The organism is Martinezella sp. CNPSo 3957 (genome assembly GCF_057784395.1).
Genome location: NZ_JBXSOU010000021.1, coordinates 71,110 through 88,370, shown reverse-complemented (window position 1 = coordinate 88,370; position 17,261 = coordinate 71,110). Strand labels below are relative to the sequence as shown.

14 protein-coding genes and 2 pseudogenes are annotated in these 17,261 nt (G+C 60.5%); 6 read left to right on the top strand and 10 right to left on the bottom strand.

Annotated features, from left to right (window positions below; genetic code table 11):
- The first annotated feature begins 370 nt into the window (after positions 1 to 370).
- A complete protein-coding gene (locus tag AC13QE_RS30085) occupies positions 371 to 1,399 on the top strand; it encodes a threonine ammonia-lyase (RefSeq protein ID WP_488486487.1) in 1,029 nt (342 codons plus the stop codon).
- 584 nt (positions 1,400 to 1,983) lie between these two features.
- Positions 1,984 to 2,742 carry an IS110 family RNA-guided transposase gene (locus AC13QE_RS30080; protein WP_488486486.1) on the top strand — a complete coding sequence of 253 codons (759 nt, stop codon included), beginning with the start codon at positions 1,984 to 1,986 and terminating at the stop codon, positions 2,740 to 2,742.
- Between the two features lie 562 nt (positions 2,743 to 3,304).
- On the opposite strand, the gene AC13QE_RS30075 is transcribed toward AC13QE_RS30080, so the two are convergent.
- The 6 genes from AC13QE_RS30075 to AC13QE_RS30050 form a co-directional block, all read right to left on the bottom strand.
- Positions 3,305 to 4,285 (bottom strand): nucleoside hydrolase, encoded by a 981-nt coding sequence (locus AC13QE_RS30075; RefSeq protein ID WP_488486485.1) that lies wholly within the window; start codon positions 4,283 to 4,285, stop codon positions 3,305 to 3,307.
- A 49-nt stretch (positions 4,286 to 4,334) separates the two neighbouring features.
- Positions 4,335 to 4,781 carry a VOC family protein gene (locus AC13QE_RS30070; RefSeq protein ID WP_488486484.1) on the bottom strand — a complete coding sequence of 149 codons (447 nt, stop codon included), beginning with the start codon at positions 4,779 to 4,781 and terminating at the stop codon, positions 4,335 to 4,337.
- Positions 4,782 to 4,810: 29 nt separating this feature from the next.
- Positions 4,811 to 5,707: an ABC transporter permease gene (locus AC13QE_RS30065; protein ID WP_488486483.1), complete on the bottom strand. Its 897-nt coding sequence runs from the start codon at positions 5,705 to 5,707 to the stop codon at positions 4,811 to 4,813.
- Positions 5,700 to 6,728: an ABC transporter permease gene (locus AC13QE_RS30060; protein ID WP_488486482.1), complete on the bottom strand. Its 1,029-nt coding sequence runs from the start codon at positions 6,726 to 6,728 to the stop codon at positions 5,700 to 5,702. Before AC13QE_RS30060 ends, AC13QE_RS30065 begins: the two co-directional genes overlap by 8 nt.
- Positions 6,725 to 8,233: an ABC transporter ATP-binding protein gene (locus tag AC13QE_RS30055; protein WP_488486481.1), complete on the bottom strand. Its 1,509-nt coding sequence runs from the start codon at positions 8,231 to 8,233 to the stop codon at positions 6,725 to 6,727. The genes AC13QE_RS30060 and AC13QE_RS30055 overlap by 4 nt, the downstream gene beginning before the upstream one ends.
- A gap of 65 nt (positions 8,234 to 8,298) precedes the next feature.
- Positions 8,299 to 9,306 carry a BMP family ABC transporter substrate-binding protein gene (locus tag AC13QE_RS30050; RefSeq protein ID WP_488486480.1) on the bottom strand — a complete coding sequence of 336 codons (1,008 nt, stop codon included), beginning with the start codon at positions 9,304 to 9,306 and terminating at the stop codon, positions 8,299 to 8,301.
- 260 nt (positions 9,307 to 9,566) lie between these two features.
- On the opposite strand from AC13QE_RS30050, the gene AC13QE_RS30045 reads away from it, so the two are divergent.
- A complete protein-coding gene (locus tag AC13QE_RS30045; protein ID WP_488486479.1) occupies positions 9,567 to 10,250 on the top strand; it encodes a GntR family transcriptional regulator in 684 nt (227 codons plus the stop codon).
- A 9-nt stretch (positions 10,251 to 10,259) separates the two neighbouring features.
- Here the strand turns inward: AC13QE_RS30045 and AC13QE_RS30040 are convergent, their stop codons facing one another.
- The 3 genes and pseudogenes from AC13QE_RS30040 to AC13QE_RS30030 form a co-directional block, all read right to left on the bottom strand.
- Positions 10,260 to 10,628 (bottom strand): nuclear transport factor 2 family protein, encoded by a 369-nt coding sequence (locus AC13QE_RS30040; protein ID WP_488486478.1) that lies wholly within the window; start codon positions 10,626 to 10,628, stop codon positions 10,260 to 10,262.
- 29 nt (positions 10,629 to 10,657) lie between these two features.
- A complete protein-coding gene (locus AC13QE_RS30035) occupies positions 10,658 to 11,476 on the bottom strand; it encodes an SDR family oxidoreductase (RefSeq protein ID WP_488486477.1) in 819 nt (272 codons plus the stop codon).
- A 22-nt stretch (positions 11,477 to 11,498) separates the two neighbouring features.
- Positions 11,499 to 12,619, bottom strand: a pseudogene (locus AC13QE_RS30030) (fumarylacetoacetate hydrolase family protein).
- A 124-nt stretch (positions 12,620 to 12,743) separates the two neighbouring features.
- Here AC13QE_RS30030 and AC13QE_RS30025 point away from each other — a divergent pair.
- The gene (locus AC13QE_RS30025; RefSeq protein ID WP_488486476.1) at positions 12,744 to 13,463 is read left to right on the top strand and encodes a FadR/GntR family transcriptional regulator; all 720 of its coding nucleotides are present in this window, start codon (positions 12,744 to 12,746) and stop codon (positions 13,461 to 13,463) included.
- A gap of 26 nt (positions 13,464 to 13,489) precedes the next feature.
- Entirely contained in the window at positions 13,490 to 15,304 is a 1,815-nt protein-coding gene (dld, locus tag AC13QE_RS30020; protein WP_488486475.1) for a D-lactate dehydrogenase, read from the top strand.
- On the opposite strand, the gene AC13QE_RS30015 is transcribed toward dld, so the two are convergent.
- Entirely contained in the window at positions 15,209 to 15,919 is a 711-nt protein-coding gene (locus tag AC13QE_RS30015) for a FadR/GntR family transcriptional regulator (RefSeq protein ID WP_488486474.1), read from the bottom strand. The two genes, dld and AC13QE_RS30015, sit on opposite strands and share 96 nt — an antisense overlap.
- A gap of 161 nt (positions 15,920 to 16,080) precedes the next feature.
- Between AC13QE_RS30015 and AC13QE_RS30010 the strand changes: the two are divergent.
- Positions 16,081 to 17,211: pseudogene (locus tag AC13QE_RS30010) on the top strand (aldehyde dehydrogenase family protein); the annotation flags it as partial.
- Between the last annotated feature and the right edge of the window lie 50 nt (positions 17,212 to 17,261).

Sequence of the window (17,261 nt, the reverse complement as noted above, 5' to 3'; positions counted from 1 at the left end):
CTTAATTGACGCCATATGCTGGGCTCTCCCACAGACCAGAGATCGGCATTAATGCGTTGAACGGTATCATTACCGTTACGCGGTCAAACCCGGTCGGTATCATTGAATGAGAGGGTGCCAACCAATCAACATTCAGAAAAGCGAATTAAATAGATGTAATGGCATCGTAAATTGTGATGGAGAAACCGGCGTAGCCTGCAGGTGAGGTGTAAACTTATAAGGCGTGCGCGTTTAGGTCCGGATCTGCGATTATATATCAATCTATAAAGCGATTTAAATGTATTAATTTGTATCGCTTTTGAGATGGGGATCGTTGTTTTATGGTTCTGCGGAAAGGTGGCGTACAGTCTTTCGCCCGCATGAGGATAAAATGAACGAAGTAGTCGCTGTCGAACGGCCGTGGAATCTGTTGGAACCCAATATCGAAGAGGTTCAGCAGGCAAGAGAACGGATAGGCAAGGACCTTAGGCCCACCCCGCTGCTTGAGAATGAGCGAGTAAATGATTCGCTGGGCGCGAGACTTCTCGTGAAAGCCGAAGGCTTACAGCCGACCGGCAGCTTTAAGGTCCGCGGTGCCTTGAATATGATCTCGTTGTTAGCTCAAGACAACGCGCTCGGAAAGGGTGGTCTGCTGACGTTCTCCTCGGGGAATCATGGGCAGGCGGTGGCTTGGGCTGCACGAAAGTTGGGAATGCCAGCCGTCGTTCTGATGCCACATGATGCTCCTGCAACGAAAGTTCGCCTAACCAAGGCATGGGGAGCCGAAGTCATTCTATATAATCGACCTGGCGACGACCGTGAGTTGATTGGAAGGACTTTGGCACGCGAACGAGACCTGACAATCATCCCGCCATTTGAGGATCGACGCATAGTGGCCGGCGCAGGAACGCTTGCCCTGGAGGTCTTCGAAACGCTTACAGGTCAGCCCCCACTCGATCTCCTCGTTACCAATTGTTCTGGTGGAGGAATGGCTGCTGGATCAGCGCTCGTAGCTCAAAAATTGTCACCTACTACGAAGGTCTGGGCCACTGAGCCAACCGGTTTTGATGATCTTCAGCGCAGCTTGCTTGCTGGTCGGATTCTTTCCAACAGCGGCTCCAGCACATCGATCTGCGATTCTCTCATTGCACCCAAAACGGGGGAACTTACGTTCGGCGTCATGTCTAAATATCTGGCTGGTGCCGTCTCAATTGACGACAAGAATGTTCTTCAGGCGATGCAATTTGCCTTCGACGAATACAGGATCGTGGTGGAACCGGGCGGCGCTGCAGGCTTGGCCGCTGTTTTGTCTGGAAAGATCGATGTTAAAGGGAAGACCGTCGTTGTTGTGCTTTCTGGGTCAAACGTCGATCGCTCACTGTTTGAGCAGGCCTTGAATTCTAAGCCCAGGGTAATCTGACAAACGACCTAGGACGAACTATGTGTCGGATTTATCGAGCGCGATGTCGAAGTGCATCGCGGCACGGTAGGACGGTTTCTGCACTGGCCTAGGTTGGGCAATAAGAAGGTTTGGAGATCAGCGAGCAATCATGTCGGGAGATCATAAAGCGCACCATCTGTGAACGAACCACCGCAAAACAAACGCCTTTTCGCGCTTAATCTTCTTCTATGAAACATCGATAACACTCATCCGACGAAACGCATCGTATACTGATGCCAAATTGTGGAAGCTAGAAATCAGATAATTTTTCAATCCAATACATCGATCCTTGCACAAAACTCGTTGTCTCTCCAGCGCTTTGAGGAGATACGAACCGCCTCCTACGCCAGTCCACCATAGACCCGACGACGATCACTTGCGCCGAGATCGGGGCTTTCTGAATGTGCTCATTGAACGAGCCACAGAAAGGAAGCTCTTACGTCAGCGGGAAAGAAGTTCATTGGCCTCGATGTTCATCAGGATACCATCGCGATAGCAATTGCCGATAACGGCTGGACAAGGAAGTTCGCTATTTCGGCACGGTTGCCAATCGGTCTGAAGCCTTGCATGCGGCGTTGAAAAAGATTGGGCCGGACGTTTCGGAGCTGCGCATGTGCTATGAATCCGGGCCATGCGGATTCGTCATTTACCAGTTCCTGGCCAAGATCGGCGTGGGCTATATGGTGATATCGCCATCCTCAATGCCGCGCCGTCCGGGAGACGGGGTAAAGACCGACCGGAGAGATGCTCAGACATTAGCCCGCCTGCTGCGCGCCGGCGAGCTGGTCGCGGTGTGGGTTCCGAATGACACGCATGAAGCGGTTCGCGATGTTGTTCGCGCCAGGCGGCAGGTGAAAGACGATCTTTCAGCGGCCAAGTCGACTTTGAAGAGTTTCCTTTTGCAGCACGGTCGACGATTCAACGGGAAAGCGATCTGGGGTAAGGCTCATTGGGGCTGGCTTTCACACCAGAGGTTTGCTTTTCCGCACCAACAATTCGTCTTCGAGGAATACAAGCGGCGCATTCACGATCTGACGGACCGTTGCAACCGGCTGGATGACATTTTGAAGGAAGCCGTCTCAGGCTGGGTGCTGGGTCCTTTGGTCCATGCGGTTCAGGCGTTGCGGGGCGTGAAGTTGACGGCTGCGGTCACCCTCGTTGCGGAGATCGGCGATATGCATAGGTTCGACAGCCACAAACAATTGATGGCATGGCTTGGCCTGGTGCCAGCCAAGTATTCCAGCGGCACGAGGATCAAGCGCGAAGAAATCACCCGCAGTAGTAACGCGGCTGCCCGGACGATGCTGATCGAATCGGCGTGACACTACCGCTTCCCTGCCCGCGAGAGACGAAGCCTGACAGACCGGAACGCCGAGATCCCGGAGCATATCAAAGCCATTGCCTGGAAAGTGCAGGTTCGCCTTTGCGCCAAGTTCCGAAGACTTGCCGCATCCGGTAAGCAGACCGTCAACGTCTTGGCAGCTGTCGCGCGGGAGCTTGTCGGGTTCCGAAGCCCGAAGCAAGCGGCCTTCAGGCACAACGGGAGTAAAACCAAATAGAAAGAGACATTGGACTTGGCTGGCGTGCTGCGCGGCCTGATTGACGTTGGAGAATCCTTGATATGGCGCTGGGGCAGGAATTCCGATGCCCGCCACATTGAAGGAGGAAGTCCACGACGGAAAAGGGTCGTCCGGTCGCCAATCCGCGAATAGGTGCTTGATCAATCGTCGTCGAGCAACAACTGCGCAGCGCACCTGCCAAGTCCCCATCTTGAAACGGCATTAGCTTTGGTGCCAGAATGACGTTGTGCACCTTCAGTCGTGATCGTACCTGAGAACCGACATTTTATTGATCTGTAGCCTGAACTGCCGTTGATCACGGCCGCTAGGCTCTTTCTTCATTCGCACCAGCTGTGGCTCCGGCGGACAGGATCGTGTCCATGAACATGCGGTGATACCTGTCAGTATCGGCCTTCATAATGATGTTCACACCCTTATCGCTGCCCTTCGGGTTGGCGAACGAGCGCAGCTTGCGCCGGTCCACGACCAGCATGCTGCGGGTGAACTCCCCGGCTGTCTCGACGGCCACCGGCAGCCTGTAGGACAATGTCACCAGGCTCGGATCGATGGCAATGGCGAGCAGGAGGCCGCAATGGCCGGCGCAGGTGCGCACATGGAGGAACGATTCATAGAAATCGAGATAATAGGGCAGGATACGGGTGAGATGCCGTACGCCCGGATGGCCGACGTCGCGCATTTTGCGCACGTCTTCCTCGCTGATCAGCGCATCCATGGTGACGTCGAGCGGCAGGATGGTCAGCGGCAGGTCCGACATGCAGATGATCCGCGCAGCATCCGGATCGCCGTCGAGGTTAGCCTCGGCAACCGGGCTCGTATTGCCCGAAACGGCGATAGCGCCGCCCATCCACAATATCGAGCCGACGTGGCGCATGAGGTCGGGGTCGAGCCGATAGGCGAGCGCAAGGTTGGTGAGGCGGCCCATTGCAACGATGGTCAGGTCCTTTCCATGGATCCGGATCTGGTCGAGAATGAAATTGGCGGCATAGCCCTCCGCCAGACGGTCGCCAAGATCGAGCTTGCCGAGCGCGCCGCGCCCATATTGGCCATGGACTTGCGGAGCGGGTCCGCAGCCGCCGATGAGCGGCTCGGGCGCACCGCGAACGACCGGGATATCCCGGCCCATGAGCTCGATGATCTCCAGCGCGTGATTGGCGCAGTCGAGCATCTCGGCATTCCCGAACACCGCGGTAACCGCCACGATATCGACGTCGGGAAGCAGCATGCCATGCACCAAGGCCATCGCGTCGTCGAGGCCGGTGTCGGAATCGATAAGGATCTTGGTCAAGGCTGCCTCCTGCTGCGGGCTGAGAAATGGGTCTGGTGAGATGGGGCGGTCAGCCGCTTCGGGCACTGGACCGGTAGGCATAGAGCTCCCAGAACACGCCGTCGGGGTCGGCGAAATAGGCACCGCGCGCGTTCCAGGGGAGGTCAATGGGCGCGCCGAGGAAGTCGATCCCTCCGGCTTTAAGAATGTCGTACCAGTGGTCGACCTCCTCGACGGTGGCGAGGAGAATCGCGATGCCGGCGCCCCTCGCTGCCAGGACTGTGGCTCTATCGAGGCCGACGAGATCCTTGAAATGATCGCGTCGCCAGAGCGCAAGCGTGATGCCCTTGCTGTGGAAATCGGCAAAGTGCGGCTGCCTCTCGCGAAGCTCGAAACCCAGCTTCTCGGTGTAGAATCTCACAGAGCGTTCGACATCCTCGACGAGCAGGAAGATGTCGGACAAGACAAGGGACGTGGCGGAAGACTGGGCTCCGAGGGTCGGACTGGTCAAAGTCATCGAGTGTTTTCCATTCCTGCACGTGTCGGTCACGCCGCCCGGCGCCGCTTGGCGGCGAAGAGGACCAGGGCGAAAAGCGTGATCAAATAGGGAAGAATTCCGGACAGCTGGTTCGGCACGCCCAGCCCCTGCAGCCGCAAGCCGAAGGCGTCGGTGATGCCGAAGAGCAGGCAGGCGAGTGCCGCGCCGATCGGATTGTCTTTGGCCAGCATGATCGCGACGAGCGCGATCCAGCCACGCCCGGCAGTCATGTCCTCAGAGAACAGCGTCACGGTCCCGAGCGATAACTGGGCGCCGGCCAAGCCGACCAACGCGCCGCTCAGGACGACGGTGAGAAACCTGAAGCGGGCAATGTTGACGCCGAGGGTCGAGGCGGCGGCCGGATTTTCCCCGACGCCGCGGAGACGCAGACCATAAGGTGTCCTGAACAGGAACAGCGCGCAGGCCACTACCAGGACCCACGAGAAATAGGTCAGCACGGTCTGATTGTTCAGCGACGCGACATAGGGTCCGAGCGCTTTGGGCAAGGGCAAGGCGAGCCTGTGCAGCGCCGGGATGGTGGGATCGGCGAAAGTGCCGCTGACGCCGAAAATCAGTCTCAGGACATAGGCCGTCAGGCCGGAGGCGAGCAGGTTCATGCCGATGCAGATCACCACCGGATTTCCATTGAGCACCGTTCCGCCCGCCGCAAGAATGACCGAGAAGGCCATGGTCGCAACCACTGCCGCAAGCACACCGACGACATCGCTGCCGGTGGCGAAGGCGCAGGCGACCGCCGCGAAGGCGCCGACCAGCATCTGGCCTTCCAACGCCATGTTGAACACGCCGACGCGCGAGCAGAGCAATCCGGCAAGCGACGCGAGCAGCAGCGGCGTCGCCGCCTGAAGGGACGAGAAGATGATATAGGGCGAGAAAAGATCAATCATGGCGAGTCGGTTCCGGTCGAAGGCGCATGGTGAGGATCAGCACGACCGTGGCCTGCATGATTGTCGTGAACACACGCGGCACCGACGTCGCGCGTTGCATCGCAAAGCCGCCCGTCTGGAGCGCCGCGAAGAAGAACCCCGTCAGGACGGCGGCGATCGGCTCGCCCTTGGTGATGAGCGCGGTCATGAGTCCAGACCAGGTATAGCCCGGGCTCACGAGCGCGCCGTCGATGAAGCGGTAGAATGCACCGAGCACCATGACCGAGCCGACGATACCGGCCAGCGCGCCGCCGGCGAACATCAGCCACATTGTCTGCTTGGGTGTGTTGACGCCGACATAGGACGCAAAGGTCTTGTTCTGACCGCTGACGCGTGTCTCGAGGCCGAAGACGGTCTTGCGATCGGCGAAAATCACCACGGCACAGAGCAGGACGATCAGGATCGCGCCCGAATTCATATTGCCGAGCAGCGGCAGGTGCGCGTCAACAGGGATCTGTACGGTCTGGGCAAGACCAGTCCCGACATCGTTGAGCGGCACCGAGACAAGATATGAGGCCACGCCGATCGCTGGGTATCCGAGAAGCAGGCTCGAAATCAGCAGCGGAACGCCGAACCGGGTTTCGCCCCAGGCCGCGAGCAGCGCGTAGGCGCCTCCCGCCAGCGCGCCGGCTAGCAGCGGGACGATAACGGCGGTGCCGCCGGGAAGCGGCGCATGGATCGCCACCACGGCCGCCGTCAGGCCGCCGACGACGAGCTGTCCGTCACCGCCGAGATTGATGATGCCTGCCCGCAGCGGAATTGCCGCAGCCAGCGTCATGCCGACGAGCGGCACTGCCCAATTGATCGTGTCGGAAAGGCTTTGCGGAAAGAGGCTTCCCTCGATCAGCGCATAGATCGCCTGGAACGGATCGACGCCGGAGAGCTCCAGTATGCCGATCGCGACGATGACGCAGATGGCCAGCGTCGCCAGCGGGGCTGCCAATGCCCCAAGCCGCTTGATCCCATGGATACCGCCGCTCATGACGCTTTCCTCCCGCCGGCCATGTAGAAACCGATTTCGCTTTCGCTGGTGGCAGCATCGAGTTCGGCGAGGATCGCGCCATCGTACATAACGAGGATGCGGTCGCAGAGGGTGAGCAATTCGGGCAATTCAGAGGACACAAGCAGGACCGCCCTGCCCTCGACACGCTGTTGCAGCAGCACCGTATGGATATATTCGATCGCGCCCACATCAACGCCCCGCGTCGGCTGCTCGACCACGATCAAGCCGGCTTCGTGCGCCAGCTCGCGGGCAACAATGAGCTTCTGCAGATTGCCGCCCGACAGCGTGCCCACCTTGGTATCAGGGCTCTGGATCGCGACGCCGAAGCGCCTGATCAGCTCGGCGGCATAGGCGCGCATGGCCTCACGGTTCACGACCCCGCGCGACGCCAGCGGCCCAACGCGATGCTTGCCCATCGAAAGATTGATGAAGGCTGGCATGAGCGCCGCCGAGCCAACATCGTGGCGATCCTCCGGCACGATCGCCATGCCGAGTTCCCGTCGCTCGCGCAGCGTCATCCGTTCAATATCCCGGCCATGGATGCGGATGCGCCCGGAATGGGAGCGCGTTCTGCCGGTGATCGCATCGACGAGTTCGGTCTGACCATTGCCGGCCACGCCCGCAATGCCGACGATTTCCCCGGCCCGCACGGTGAAGCTGACATCTTTCAGCGCCGGCTTGGCCCCGCTCATGACCTCGAGCCCGGCCACCTCGAGCGCCGTTGCGCCCGGCTTGACCGCAGCCCGGTTCAGCGCCGAGCTGACGGTGCGTCCGGTCATCGCCTGCACGATGGCATCGGCTGTCGTATCCTTCACCGCCATCACATCGGTGATCTCGCCGCGCTGCATGACCGTCACCATGTCGGCGACCCGCATGATCTCGTTGAGCTTGTGGGTGACGAACAGCAGCGTCTTTCCTCGGCCCGCAAGCTCACGCATCACAGTCAGCAGGCCGTCCCGTTCGACCGGGGAAAGAACGGCAGTCGGCTCGTCGAGAATGAGAATCTCGGCATCGCGGTAGAGCGCTTTAAGGATTTCCACGCGCTGCTGGAGCCCAATCGGCAGTTTGCCGACGATGGCATTGGGATCGATATCCAGGGCGTGCTTGCGCGACAGTTCCTCGATCCGGGCGCAGGCCGCCGCGCGATCGATCAGCCCGCCTTTCATCGGCTCGGCGCCAAAGACGATATTCTGCCAGACCGTCAGCGACGGAAACAGCTTGAAGGCCTGGTGAATCATGCCGATCCGGGCGGCGATCGCCTCGAGCGGCGAGGAGAACCGCACCTCTTGGCCGCGCAGAACGATCCTGCCCGTCGTGGGCGCCACGAGGCCGAAAAGCATCGCCATCAAGGTCGATTTGCCGGCGCCGTTCTCGCCCATGACGGCGTGAATCTCGCCGGCACGGACCTTGAGACTCACACCCTGGTTGGCCACCAGCGCGCCAAAGCGCTTTCCAAGATTAACCGTTTCGAGAAGATAATCCATGTCGTCACACCATCAGAGATCCAGAGCGGTCCCGTTATACGGACCGCTCCTCGGTTCCATAGAAATCAGAGGTTCATCGGATCCTTGACGGTGACCTTGCCATCGATGATGTCCTGGCAAAGAGCCTTGACCTTAGCGACCACCTCGGCATTCGCCGCGGCGGTGCACTGGCTGGCCTCGCCGCTTTCCAGCGAGGACAATGTGACAGCGCTTTCCTTGAGCCCGAAGCTGACGATCCGGGGCAACTTGTTCGCCAGCAGCATGTCGAACGCGAATTCGATCATCCGGTCGGCGCGCTTCTCGACACTGTCGAGCACGGAGCCCGGGGCGATCGGGCAATGGTTCGCATCAGCGCCAACAGCCAATTTGCCCGGCATGGATTTGGCGGCATTGATGACACCGCCACCGGAGGCGCCGGCTGCCACGAGGATAGTGTCGACGCCGTCGAAATAAAGCGCGCTGGCCATCTGCGAGGCGCGGGCCGGGTCGGAGAACGGATTGTTGCCGCCGATCCATTGCGTCGGCTTGATGTTGGCATCCGGGCTCACATATTTCACGCCGTCGGCGAAACCGTCAGTATAGCGATGCAGCAGCGGGATATCGACGCCGCCGATCATCGCGAATGTGCCGGTCGGATTGAGCCAGGCGGCCTCGGCGCCGGCGAGGAAGCTCATTTCCTGCTCCCGCACGAACACGCAATGGATATTCGCGGCAGGATCTCTCGGGCAGTAATCGACGGCGAGGAATGTTGTCTTCGGATAGGCCGTTGCCACGTCCTGAATAAGGTCGGTGAATTCGAAGCCGAGGGAAACAACGACGTCCGCGCCTTCTTTGGCGGCATTGTCGAGATCACGCTTTCTGGTCATCGGATCGACGCTTTCGAAGACCTTCACCGTGCCGCCGGCTTTCTCGGCCGCATTCTTCGAGCCCTGAGCCCCCAGCTTCAGGTAGTCGTTCACGCCGATCGGCACCGGCGAAACGAAGACGACCTTCGGGCCGGCCTCTGCGACGGCCGGCAACTGGACGGCAAATGTTGCAGCAGCAACCGCCATGAGAGTGGCAAAGCGCTTCATTGTGGTTCCCCTTTTTTGTTTGAAGGACGTTTCCTTGGCTATCAAATGATAGCCAGTTTTGCTAGATTGATAGTCAATCGCGCTTCGGTGTCAAGCGCCACCTGCCGAAAATCTGCAGCGTTGCAGACCGTCGTCGGCGCTAAGACTCTCTTCCGAGGGAACATGCAAAACCCACGCAATCTGGCCATTTGCTGCGCGGCGAGACGTCGTTATATAGGCTTCGGACCGACTTCCTTCGAAGTCGGCGGAAAGGAACAAACATGAGCGATCGCTCCCTTCAGGTGGCGAAGGTCATCCGCGACGCGATCATTTCACGCCGGCTCGTTCCCAGTGACAAACTCACGGAGCGGATCATCGTCGAAACGCTCGGCGTCAGCAGGGTTGTCGCGCGCCAGGCGCTCATCCGGCTGTCAGAAGAAGGCCTTGTCACGTGGCATGCCAATCGCGGCGCTTCGGTCGCCATGCCCGATGTTGCGGAGATCATCGCGCTGTTCGATGCGCTGACCTCCGTCGAGCAGGGCGTGATCGACAAGCTCGGCACGATCGTCGGCACCGGGCTCTGGCATCGCCTCCGGCGTCATGCCGACGCCGAAAAGGGCATTGCCTGCGACCTGGGTCACGATCCGGAGCCGGACACGACCGGAAATTTCCACATCCTCCTCGTTTCAGCCAGCCGCAACCGGTTCATCATCGAATTTCACGAGCGCCTGGTCCGGCGCTGCATTCTGCTGAGCACGATCTATCGTCTCGAAGCGAACTCGAGCCCGCTCTCGCATGACCACGCCAGGATCCTCGACCATATCGAAAGCGGCAAGCTCGCCCAGGCCAAGACACTCATCGCCAGGCACTACACCAGCATCCTCTCCAGCTATAGCGAGAAGGTGGATCGGACATCGATCACATCGGTGCGCGAAGCGCTGTTGGCCGCGCGTTCTCAGGAATAGCCTGATGCTTCAGCCCATGAGAAGCGCTGGATCGAAATAGCACCTGACCTCCTCGAACTTGCCCGCGCGCACCTTGATGACATTGATGCCGAAGAGATCATAGCTCTTGCCGGCAGCATCGGTCAGCACGGCTTTCCACTCGATGGCCGCCTGGTCGCCCGACGAAAGCTCATGCGTGATCGTCACATCGAGGCCGACGAAGCGGCGGAAGGATTCCTCGTAGAAGGTCCTGATCTGATCATGCCCGACCAGCCGCGTACCTGGTGGCACGAAGACGGCACAGTCATGATAATGCGACAGGATCGCCGGGATATCGCGAGCACATTCGGCCTTCCAATAGGACTCGGCGATGGCGCGCGGCGTCGTGAGGTTGCTCATCTCGTTTTCCTTGTGACTTGCTTGAAGCTCTATTTTCCGGCGCCGCCGACAACAACATTGCTGTCGCCGAGCCCTTCTGGACCCATGGAGAGGTAGCCGCCATCGACCGGCAGATCGGCTCCGGTGATGAAGGACGCATCATCGCTGAGCAGGAACAGGATCGGCCGCGCCACCTCCTCGACCTCGCCGCAGCGACGCAGCATGTGATACCGGCCCCAGACGGGCGCCCATATCTCCTTGCCGCCGGCCGATTCCGCCGCGCGCAGGACTTCGTCGGACCATATCCAGCCGGGGCTGACGCTGTTGACGCGGATGCCATGCTCAGAAAGATCCAGCGCCGAGCATTTGGTCAGCTGCGCGACCGCGCCCTTGGACATGTTGTAGGTCCAGCGATTGCGTTGCGCGATATGGCTGGAGATGCTGCCGAGATTGACCACCGCGCCGCCGCCACTACGTTTCATGGCTTGCGACGCTGCCTGGATCATACGCGCGAAACCCACGGGGCCGACGAAGTAGGAGCGTGTCCAGTCCTCGGTCGTCGCATCCAGCGCGCGGGCGACAAAAGCGAAGGCATTGTTGACGAGATAATCGAGCCGGCCAAACCGCTCGACAGCAGCGGCGACCAGCCGAATGCAGAATTCTTCCTCGCCCATGTCACCCTGGACAAACAGGATGCGGTTTCCCGTCCGATCGAGTTCGCGCGCAACATCGACGCCTAGGGGTGAGAGGTCACTGAAGGCGACCGAACAGCCCTCCGCGAGAAGATTTGCGACCACCGCCCGGCCGATACCGGCCGCACCGCCGGTTACGATCGCGACCTTGTCGTGAAAACGGGTCTTGTTGCTCATAGGTTGACCTTTCGCGTGCGAACTAGATGAAGCCTCGGTCGGCCAGGTTGCGCATCAGGCTGGCAATCCCTAACGTCCAGGGCGGACACGCATGCGTCGCCCGCATCCGGTTGACCAATGTTCCCAACTGAGGATTCGCGATCGAAACCCGATCGCCCAGCGCATGGGTGAAGCCCTTGCCCGGCGCGCCGCGATTCTCCGTCGGCGCGAACAGCGTTCCGAGGAACAGCATCAGGCCGTCGGGACATTGGTGATGTAGGCCCATTGCCTGGGCGACGAGGTCTTCTGGATCCCGGCTGATCCCCGCCATCGACGAACTGCCCCGCAGCACGAACCGTCCTCGCCCTCGACCGTGAGATCGAGCTGGGCGGTCTTGATGTCGTCCAGGCCACAGGTCTCGTCGAAGAGGCGCATGAACGGCCCGATCGCGCAGGATGCGTTATTGTCCTTGGCCTTGCCGAGCAGCAGCGCAGAACGGCCTTCGAAGTCGCGCAGGTTGATGTCGTTGCCCAGCGAGACACCTCGGATACGGCCCTTACTATCGACAGCCAGCACGATCTCCGGCTCCGGATTGTTCCATTCGGAGCCGGGATGCAGCCCACAATCGGCGCCAGGGCCGACAGCCGAGAGCGGCTGCGCTTTGGTAAAGATCTCGGCATCCGGCCCGATGCCGACCTCCAGATATTGAGACCACAACCCCCTGTCGATTAGCGCCTGCTTGACGCTGGCGGCCTCGGGCGATCCGACCATGAGATCGCGGAGCGAACAGCCGATGAGTGCTGCGATATCCCGCCTGATCCGGTCGGACAGTGCCGCGTCGCCGCCGGCACGTTCTTCGATCACCCTCTCGATCATCGAGCGCACAAAGGTTACGCCACAGGCCTTAACCGCCTGCAGATCGTTGGGTGCGAGCAGACGATAGTCATCTTCGGATCGGCCGACCGCGTTCAGGAGATCGTCGACCGAGCCCAGCACGCGCTTGTCGGCGCTTGCGATATGCGCGCGGATATCGTCGAGCTCCAGAAGGTCGCGCATCGTCGGGGCGCCGCGGCTGGTGATTGCTTGGACCGACCCGTCGATGATCGCGACCAGCTCTGAGCCAATACCCGGCACCCATACGCGGCCGACAAAGCTCCCCTCCATGGCATCCTCTTCCCGTGAGCTTTCGTGGCAACCCGGCGCCACGATTTTGCGGACCTATATCAACTTAGAACTTGTAGGGCAACCCCGTAATATGTATATTTAGATCATGAACGAGGAGAGCCACATGGGTGATTTTCAGGAGCGGCAGTTTGCCAGTCTCGACCGCGGCCAGCCGCTGCATCTGACGATCGCCGCCCAGATCAGCGAGCGCATCGCGGCAGGTGACCTGGCGCCAGGGGACCGGCTGCCGAGCGAGCATGAGCTTGCGCAGTCCTTCAATGTGAGCCGCAACGTAATGCGCGAGTCCATTGCCTGCCTGCGTTCTGATGGGCTGATTGGGTCGCGGCAGGGCATAGGCGCCTTTGTGCTCGACCCGAAAAGCCGCCAGGCTCTGCGCATCCGTTCCGAGGCGCTTGATGACCCGCAAAAGCTGAAAGGCCTGTTCGAGCTTCGCGGCCTTCTCGAAATGGGCGCCGCCCAGCTGGCGGCGACCCGGCGCTCCCAGGCCCAGTTGGATCGCATCCGCGACAGTCTCGCAAAGCTGGAAAGCCGGGATCAGCTCACCGACGCCGGGGTGGAGGACGATCTCGAATTTCACCGCCGCATCGCCGATGCCGCAGGCAACGAATATCTCGTGGAATTCCTTGAATTCATCGGCCAGCGCGTCCGGCAATCCATATTCGCCGCTCGCGACAGGCACGATGTCGCATCGATCCTGCGCACCACCAATGATGAACATCGGGCGATCTACGAGGCCATCGCAGCGTCCGATGCGAATGGCGCAAGCATTGCGATGCGCGATCACATCGACGGCGCGGCCCGGCGCCTGGATCTGGTGCTTTAGGCGCGCAACAACTGGCAGACCCTTCAATGCAGCATCTTATCGACAAGCTTTGCGCGGCAGTCGGCCGCAGCCACGTCCTCACCGGTTTCAACGAGACCCGCTGGTATCGACAAGGCTATCGCTATGGCGGTGGCGAGGCCATCGCAGTGGTCAAACCCGGCACGCTGCTCGGAATGTGGCGCGCGCTCCAAGCATGCCACGAGGCAGGGACGATCGTCATTATGCAGGCGGCCAATACGGGGCTCACCGGCGGGTCGACGCCGGTGGCAGAGGGCTATGATAGGCCTGTCGTCATCATCAATACGCTCCGGCTCAAGCGGCTCACGCTACTGTCGGGCGGCGAGCAGGTGCTTTGCCAGCCCGGCGTCACGCTCGACCGGCTCGAGCGGGAATTGCGCCCGATCGGACGGGAGCCGCATTCCGTCATCGGCTCGAGCTGCATCGGCGCCTCCGTCACGGGCGGCGTCTGCAACAATTCCGGCGGCTCGCTCATCCGGCGCGGGCCGGCCTATACACAACTGGGCCTCTATGCCCAGATCACGGCTGACGGCCAACTGGAGCTGGTCAACCATCTGGGAATCGACCTCGGAGAAAGCCCGAAGGAGATCCTCACCCGGCTAGACCAAGGCGACATTTCCGCCGCCCGCATCCAGGGCGGCAACCGCCATGCCTCCGATCGCGAATACTGCAATCACGTCCGGGACATCGACTCTGCCGTCCCGGCGCGTTTCAACGCCGATCCGAGACGACTCTACGAAGCCTCGGGGTCCGCGGGACGGCTCGCCGTCTTCGCGCTACGGCTCGACACATTCCCAGCGGACAAGAGAACGCAGGTTTTCTACATCGGCTCGAACAGCCCTGCCGAACTTGAGAGCATCCGCCGCGATATCCTGGCGACCTTCGATAATCTCCCTGTCGCCGGCGAATACATGCATCGCTCCGCCTATGATGTGAGCAGGCGCCATGGCAAGGACCTGTTCCTGTTCATCCAGGCATTCGGCACGGACAAGGTCCCGCTGGCCTTCGCGTTCAAGAGCCGGTTCGATGGCATCACGGAGCGGCTGGGCTTCGGATCCTTCGTCAGCGACGGGATCCTGCAATTCGTCGCCGACCGGTTGCCGGATCATCTACCGGTGCGGCTGAACGTCTTTCGCGATCGATACGAGCATCACCTGCTGTTGCGCATGGGCGATGACGGCATCGACGAAGCCCGAACCTATCTCGCGGACCGCTTTCCCTCAGCCGAGGGCGACTATTTCGAATGCACCGAGAGTGAGGGCAAGACCGCCTTCCTCAATCGGTTCTCCGTCGGCGGAGCTGTCGTCCGCTATCGGGCGGTGCACCGAAAAACTGTCGAGGATATCGTTGCGCTGGATATCGCGCTGCCGCGCAACACGCTGGACTGGTTCGAGCGGCTGCCGGAAACCATCCGGGAGAAGATCGATTTCACCATGTATTGCGGCCATTTCTTTTGCCATGTGCTCCATCAGGAATATCTGGTGAAGAAGGGCCAGGACTGCGACCGGGTGAAGAGTGACATCCTGGCCCTATTGAAGGAGCGGGGCGCGAAATATCCTGCCGAGCACAACGTCGGCCACCAATACGAGGCCGAGAAGGCGCTTGTCGACTTCTACCGCTCGCTCGATCCAACCAACTCCTTCAACCCGGGGATTGGAGGAACCTCGACACATCTGAACTGGAAAGAACCGGCGCACTACGCGCGCAGCGAGGGCGAACTCGTCTACCTAAATCCTGATGCCCAGCCGCTGTGCCGCGCCGCGAATATGCGTTTCCATCGCGATCCGGGCGGCCGAGACGTCACCCAGGGAGACTGCCTTTAGGATGTCCTCGTGTTCGGAATTGGTTGTCGCGACCAGGCTGTCAAGGCTGTGGCTAGCCCGGACCGCCTTTATCGTATCCCTCATGTTCTGCGCTATCAGGGCAAGCATCGACACGATGTAGGGATTGTCGGCGGCCAGCGCGACGCGCCGGTGAAACTCGACATCGGCGTCGATCGCCGGATCAGACCATTTCTCCTCTTCCACCATCGTCTGGAAGGCCGCCTCGATGTCGCGAAGCTGGCTTCGCGATCGTCGCGTCGCGGCAAGGCCTGCCGCCTGGACCTCGAGGGCCGCGCGCATTTCGAAGAGCGCCCGGACATTGTTCGGATCCTCTAGCGCCGGGGTGTAAATGCGAAAGGACTGCCGCTCCTTTGGTTCGAGGACATAGATGCCGATGCCCTGGCGCGAATCGACGAGTCCGTCGGCTCTCAGGCACGCCACCGCCTCGCGCACGACATTCCTGCCGACGTTGAACTGGACGGCAAGTTCCTGCTCTTTCGGCAGACGATCGCCGGGCTTGATGGTGCCGGTGGTGATCTCGTGGGCGATCAGTGCCGCGATCCTGAGATGCAGCGGCTCCGCCCGGGCAACATTGGAAAACAGGGTTGGCTTCAATGCGAGATCCTTAATATGGGCACTCGCAACGTCCTACCACGGCAAGCTACACAAATTCCAGAATCCCTTTCTCATTTTATCCTACAAGCGGACAATATGTACATAAATTGGCTAATCCCGCCGACAGTGTCGGATGCAGGTAAGTACATCGAGGATAAGAAATGGCTCTTCACCAAAACCTTATCGCCGGCGAATGGACCGGTGCCGACCCGGTCGCCAATATCAACCCGTCCGATACCAATGAAGTCGTCGGCGAATATGCCCGCGGCACACTCCAAGACATGAAGGATGCAATCGCAGCCGCCAAGGCCGCCTTCCCGGCCTGGCCGCGCTCTGGCATTCTCGAACGCCACGCAATCCTGAAGAAGACGTCCGACGAGATCCTTGCCCGCAAGGACGAACTCGGCGCACTGCTGTCGCGGGAAGAAGGCAAGACGCTGCCCGAAGGCACCGGCGAGGTCATCCGCGCCGCCCAGATCTTCGACTTCTTCGCCGGCGAGACTTTGCGCCTGACCGGCGAAGTCGTGCCGTCGGCTCGTCCCGGCATCGACGTCGAGATCACGCGTGACCCGCTCGGCATCATCGGCATCATCACGCCCTGGAATTTCCCGATCGCCATTTCGCCCTGGAAGATCGCGCCCGCGCTCGCCTATGGCAACACCGTCGTCTTTAAGCCCGCCGACCTCGTTCCCTGCTCGGCCTGGGCGATCGTTGACATCCTGCATCGCGCCGGCCTGCCCAAGGGTGTGCTGAACCTCGTCATGGGGAAGGGCTCGGCCATCGGCCGGGCCATACTCGACAGCCCGGATCTCGCCGGCCTCACCTTCACCGGCTCGACCTGTACGGGCAAGCGTGTCGCGCTCTCGTCGATCGAGCATAACCGCAAGTTCCAGCTCGAAATGGGCGGCAAGAACCTATTCGTCGTGCTGGATGATGCCGATCTCGGCGTCGCCGTCGAGGCTGCGGCAAACTTTGGCTTTTTCACCACCGGTCAGCGTTGCACGGCGTCGTCACGTATCATCGTGATCGAAGGCATCCACGACAAGTTCGTGGCCGCGATCACCGAGCGCCTCGCCAAGATCAATGTCGGCCACGCCATGGACAAGGACAAGGACAAGGACAAGGATACCCGCGTAGCTCCGGTGGTCGATGCCGGCCAGCTCAAGCAGGACACCGACTATATCGAGATCGGGCGGAAGGAAGGCACCAAGCTCGCCTTCGGCGGTGAGCGCGTCGAAAAGGCCGCGCGGTGCTTCTATCTGCAACCGACCCTCTTTGCCTACGGCGTAAACTCATAAAAATGCTTGGGGTTTATGGCGGGCTGTGATTCAAGGCTTTCGAA

Excerpts from the sequence above, each read along its gene's own strand:
- AC13QE_RS30060 (WP_488486482.1), bottom strand. The coding sequence starts at position 6,728 with ATGAGCGGCGGTATCCATGGGATCAAGCGGCTTGGGGCATTGGCAGCC.
- dld (WP_488486475.1), top strand. The coding sequence starts at position 13,490 with ATGCAGCATCTTATCGACAAGCTTTGCGCGGCAGTCGGCCGCAGCCAC.
- AC13QE_RS30065 (WP_488486483.1), bottom strand. The coding sequence starts at position 5,707 with ATGATTGATCTTTTCTCGCCCTATATCATCTTCTCGTCCCTTCAGGCG.
- AC13QE_RS30035 (WP_488486477.1), bottom strand. The coding sequence starts at position 11,476 with ATGAGCAACAAGACCCGTTTTCACGACAAGGTCGCGATCGTAACCGGC.
- AC13QE_RS30040 (WP_488486478.1), bottom strand. The coding sequence starts at position 10,628 with ATGAGCAACCTCACGACGCCGCGCGCCATCGCCGAGTCCTATTGGAAG.
- AC13QE_RS30055 (WP_488486481.1), bottom strand. The coding sequence starts at position 8,233 with ATGGATTATCTTCTCGAAACGGTTAATCTTGGAAAGCGCTTTGGCGCG.
- AC13QE_RS30070 (WP_488486484.1), bottom strand. The coding sequence starts at position 4,781 with ATGACTTTGACCAGTCCGACCCTCGGAGCCCAGTCTTCCGCCACGTCC.
- AC13QE_RS30050 (WP_488486480.1), bottom strand. The coding sequence starts at position 9,306 with ATGAAGCGCTTTGCCACTCTCATGGCGGTTGCTGCTGCAACATTTGCC.
- AC13QE_RS30085 (WP_488486487.1), top strand. The coding sequence starts at position 371 with ATGAACGAAGTAGTCGCTGTCGAACGGCCGTGGAATCTGTTGGAACCC.
- AC13QE_RS30025 (WP_488486476.1), top strand. The coding sequence starts at position 12,744 with ATGGGTGATTTTCAGGAGCGGCAGTTTGCCAGTCTCGACCGCGGCCAG.
- AC13QE_RS30045 (WP_488486479.1), top strand. The coding sequence starts at position 9,567 with ATGAGCGATCGCTCCCTTCAGGTGGCGAAGGTCATCCGCGACGCGATC.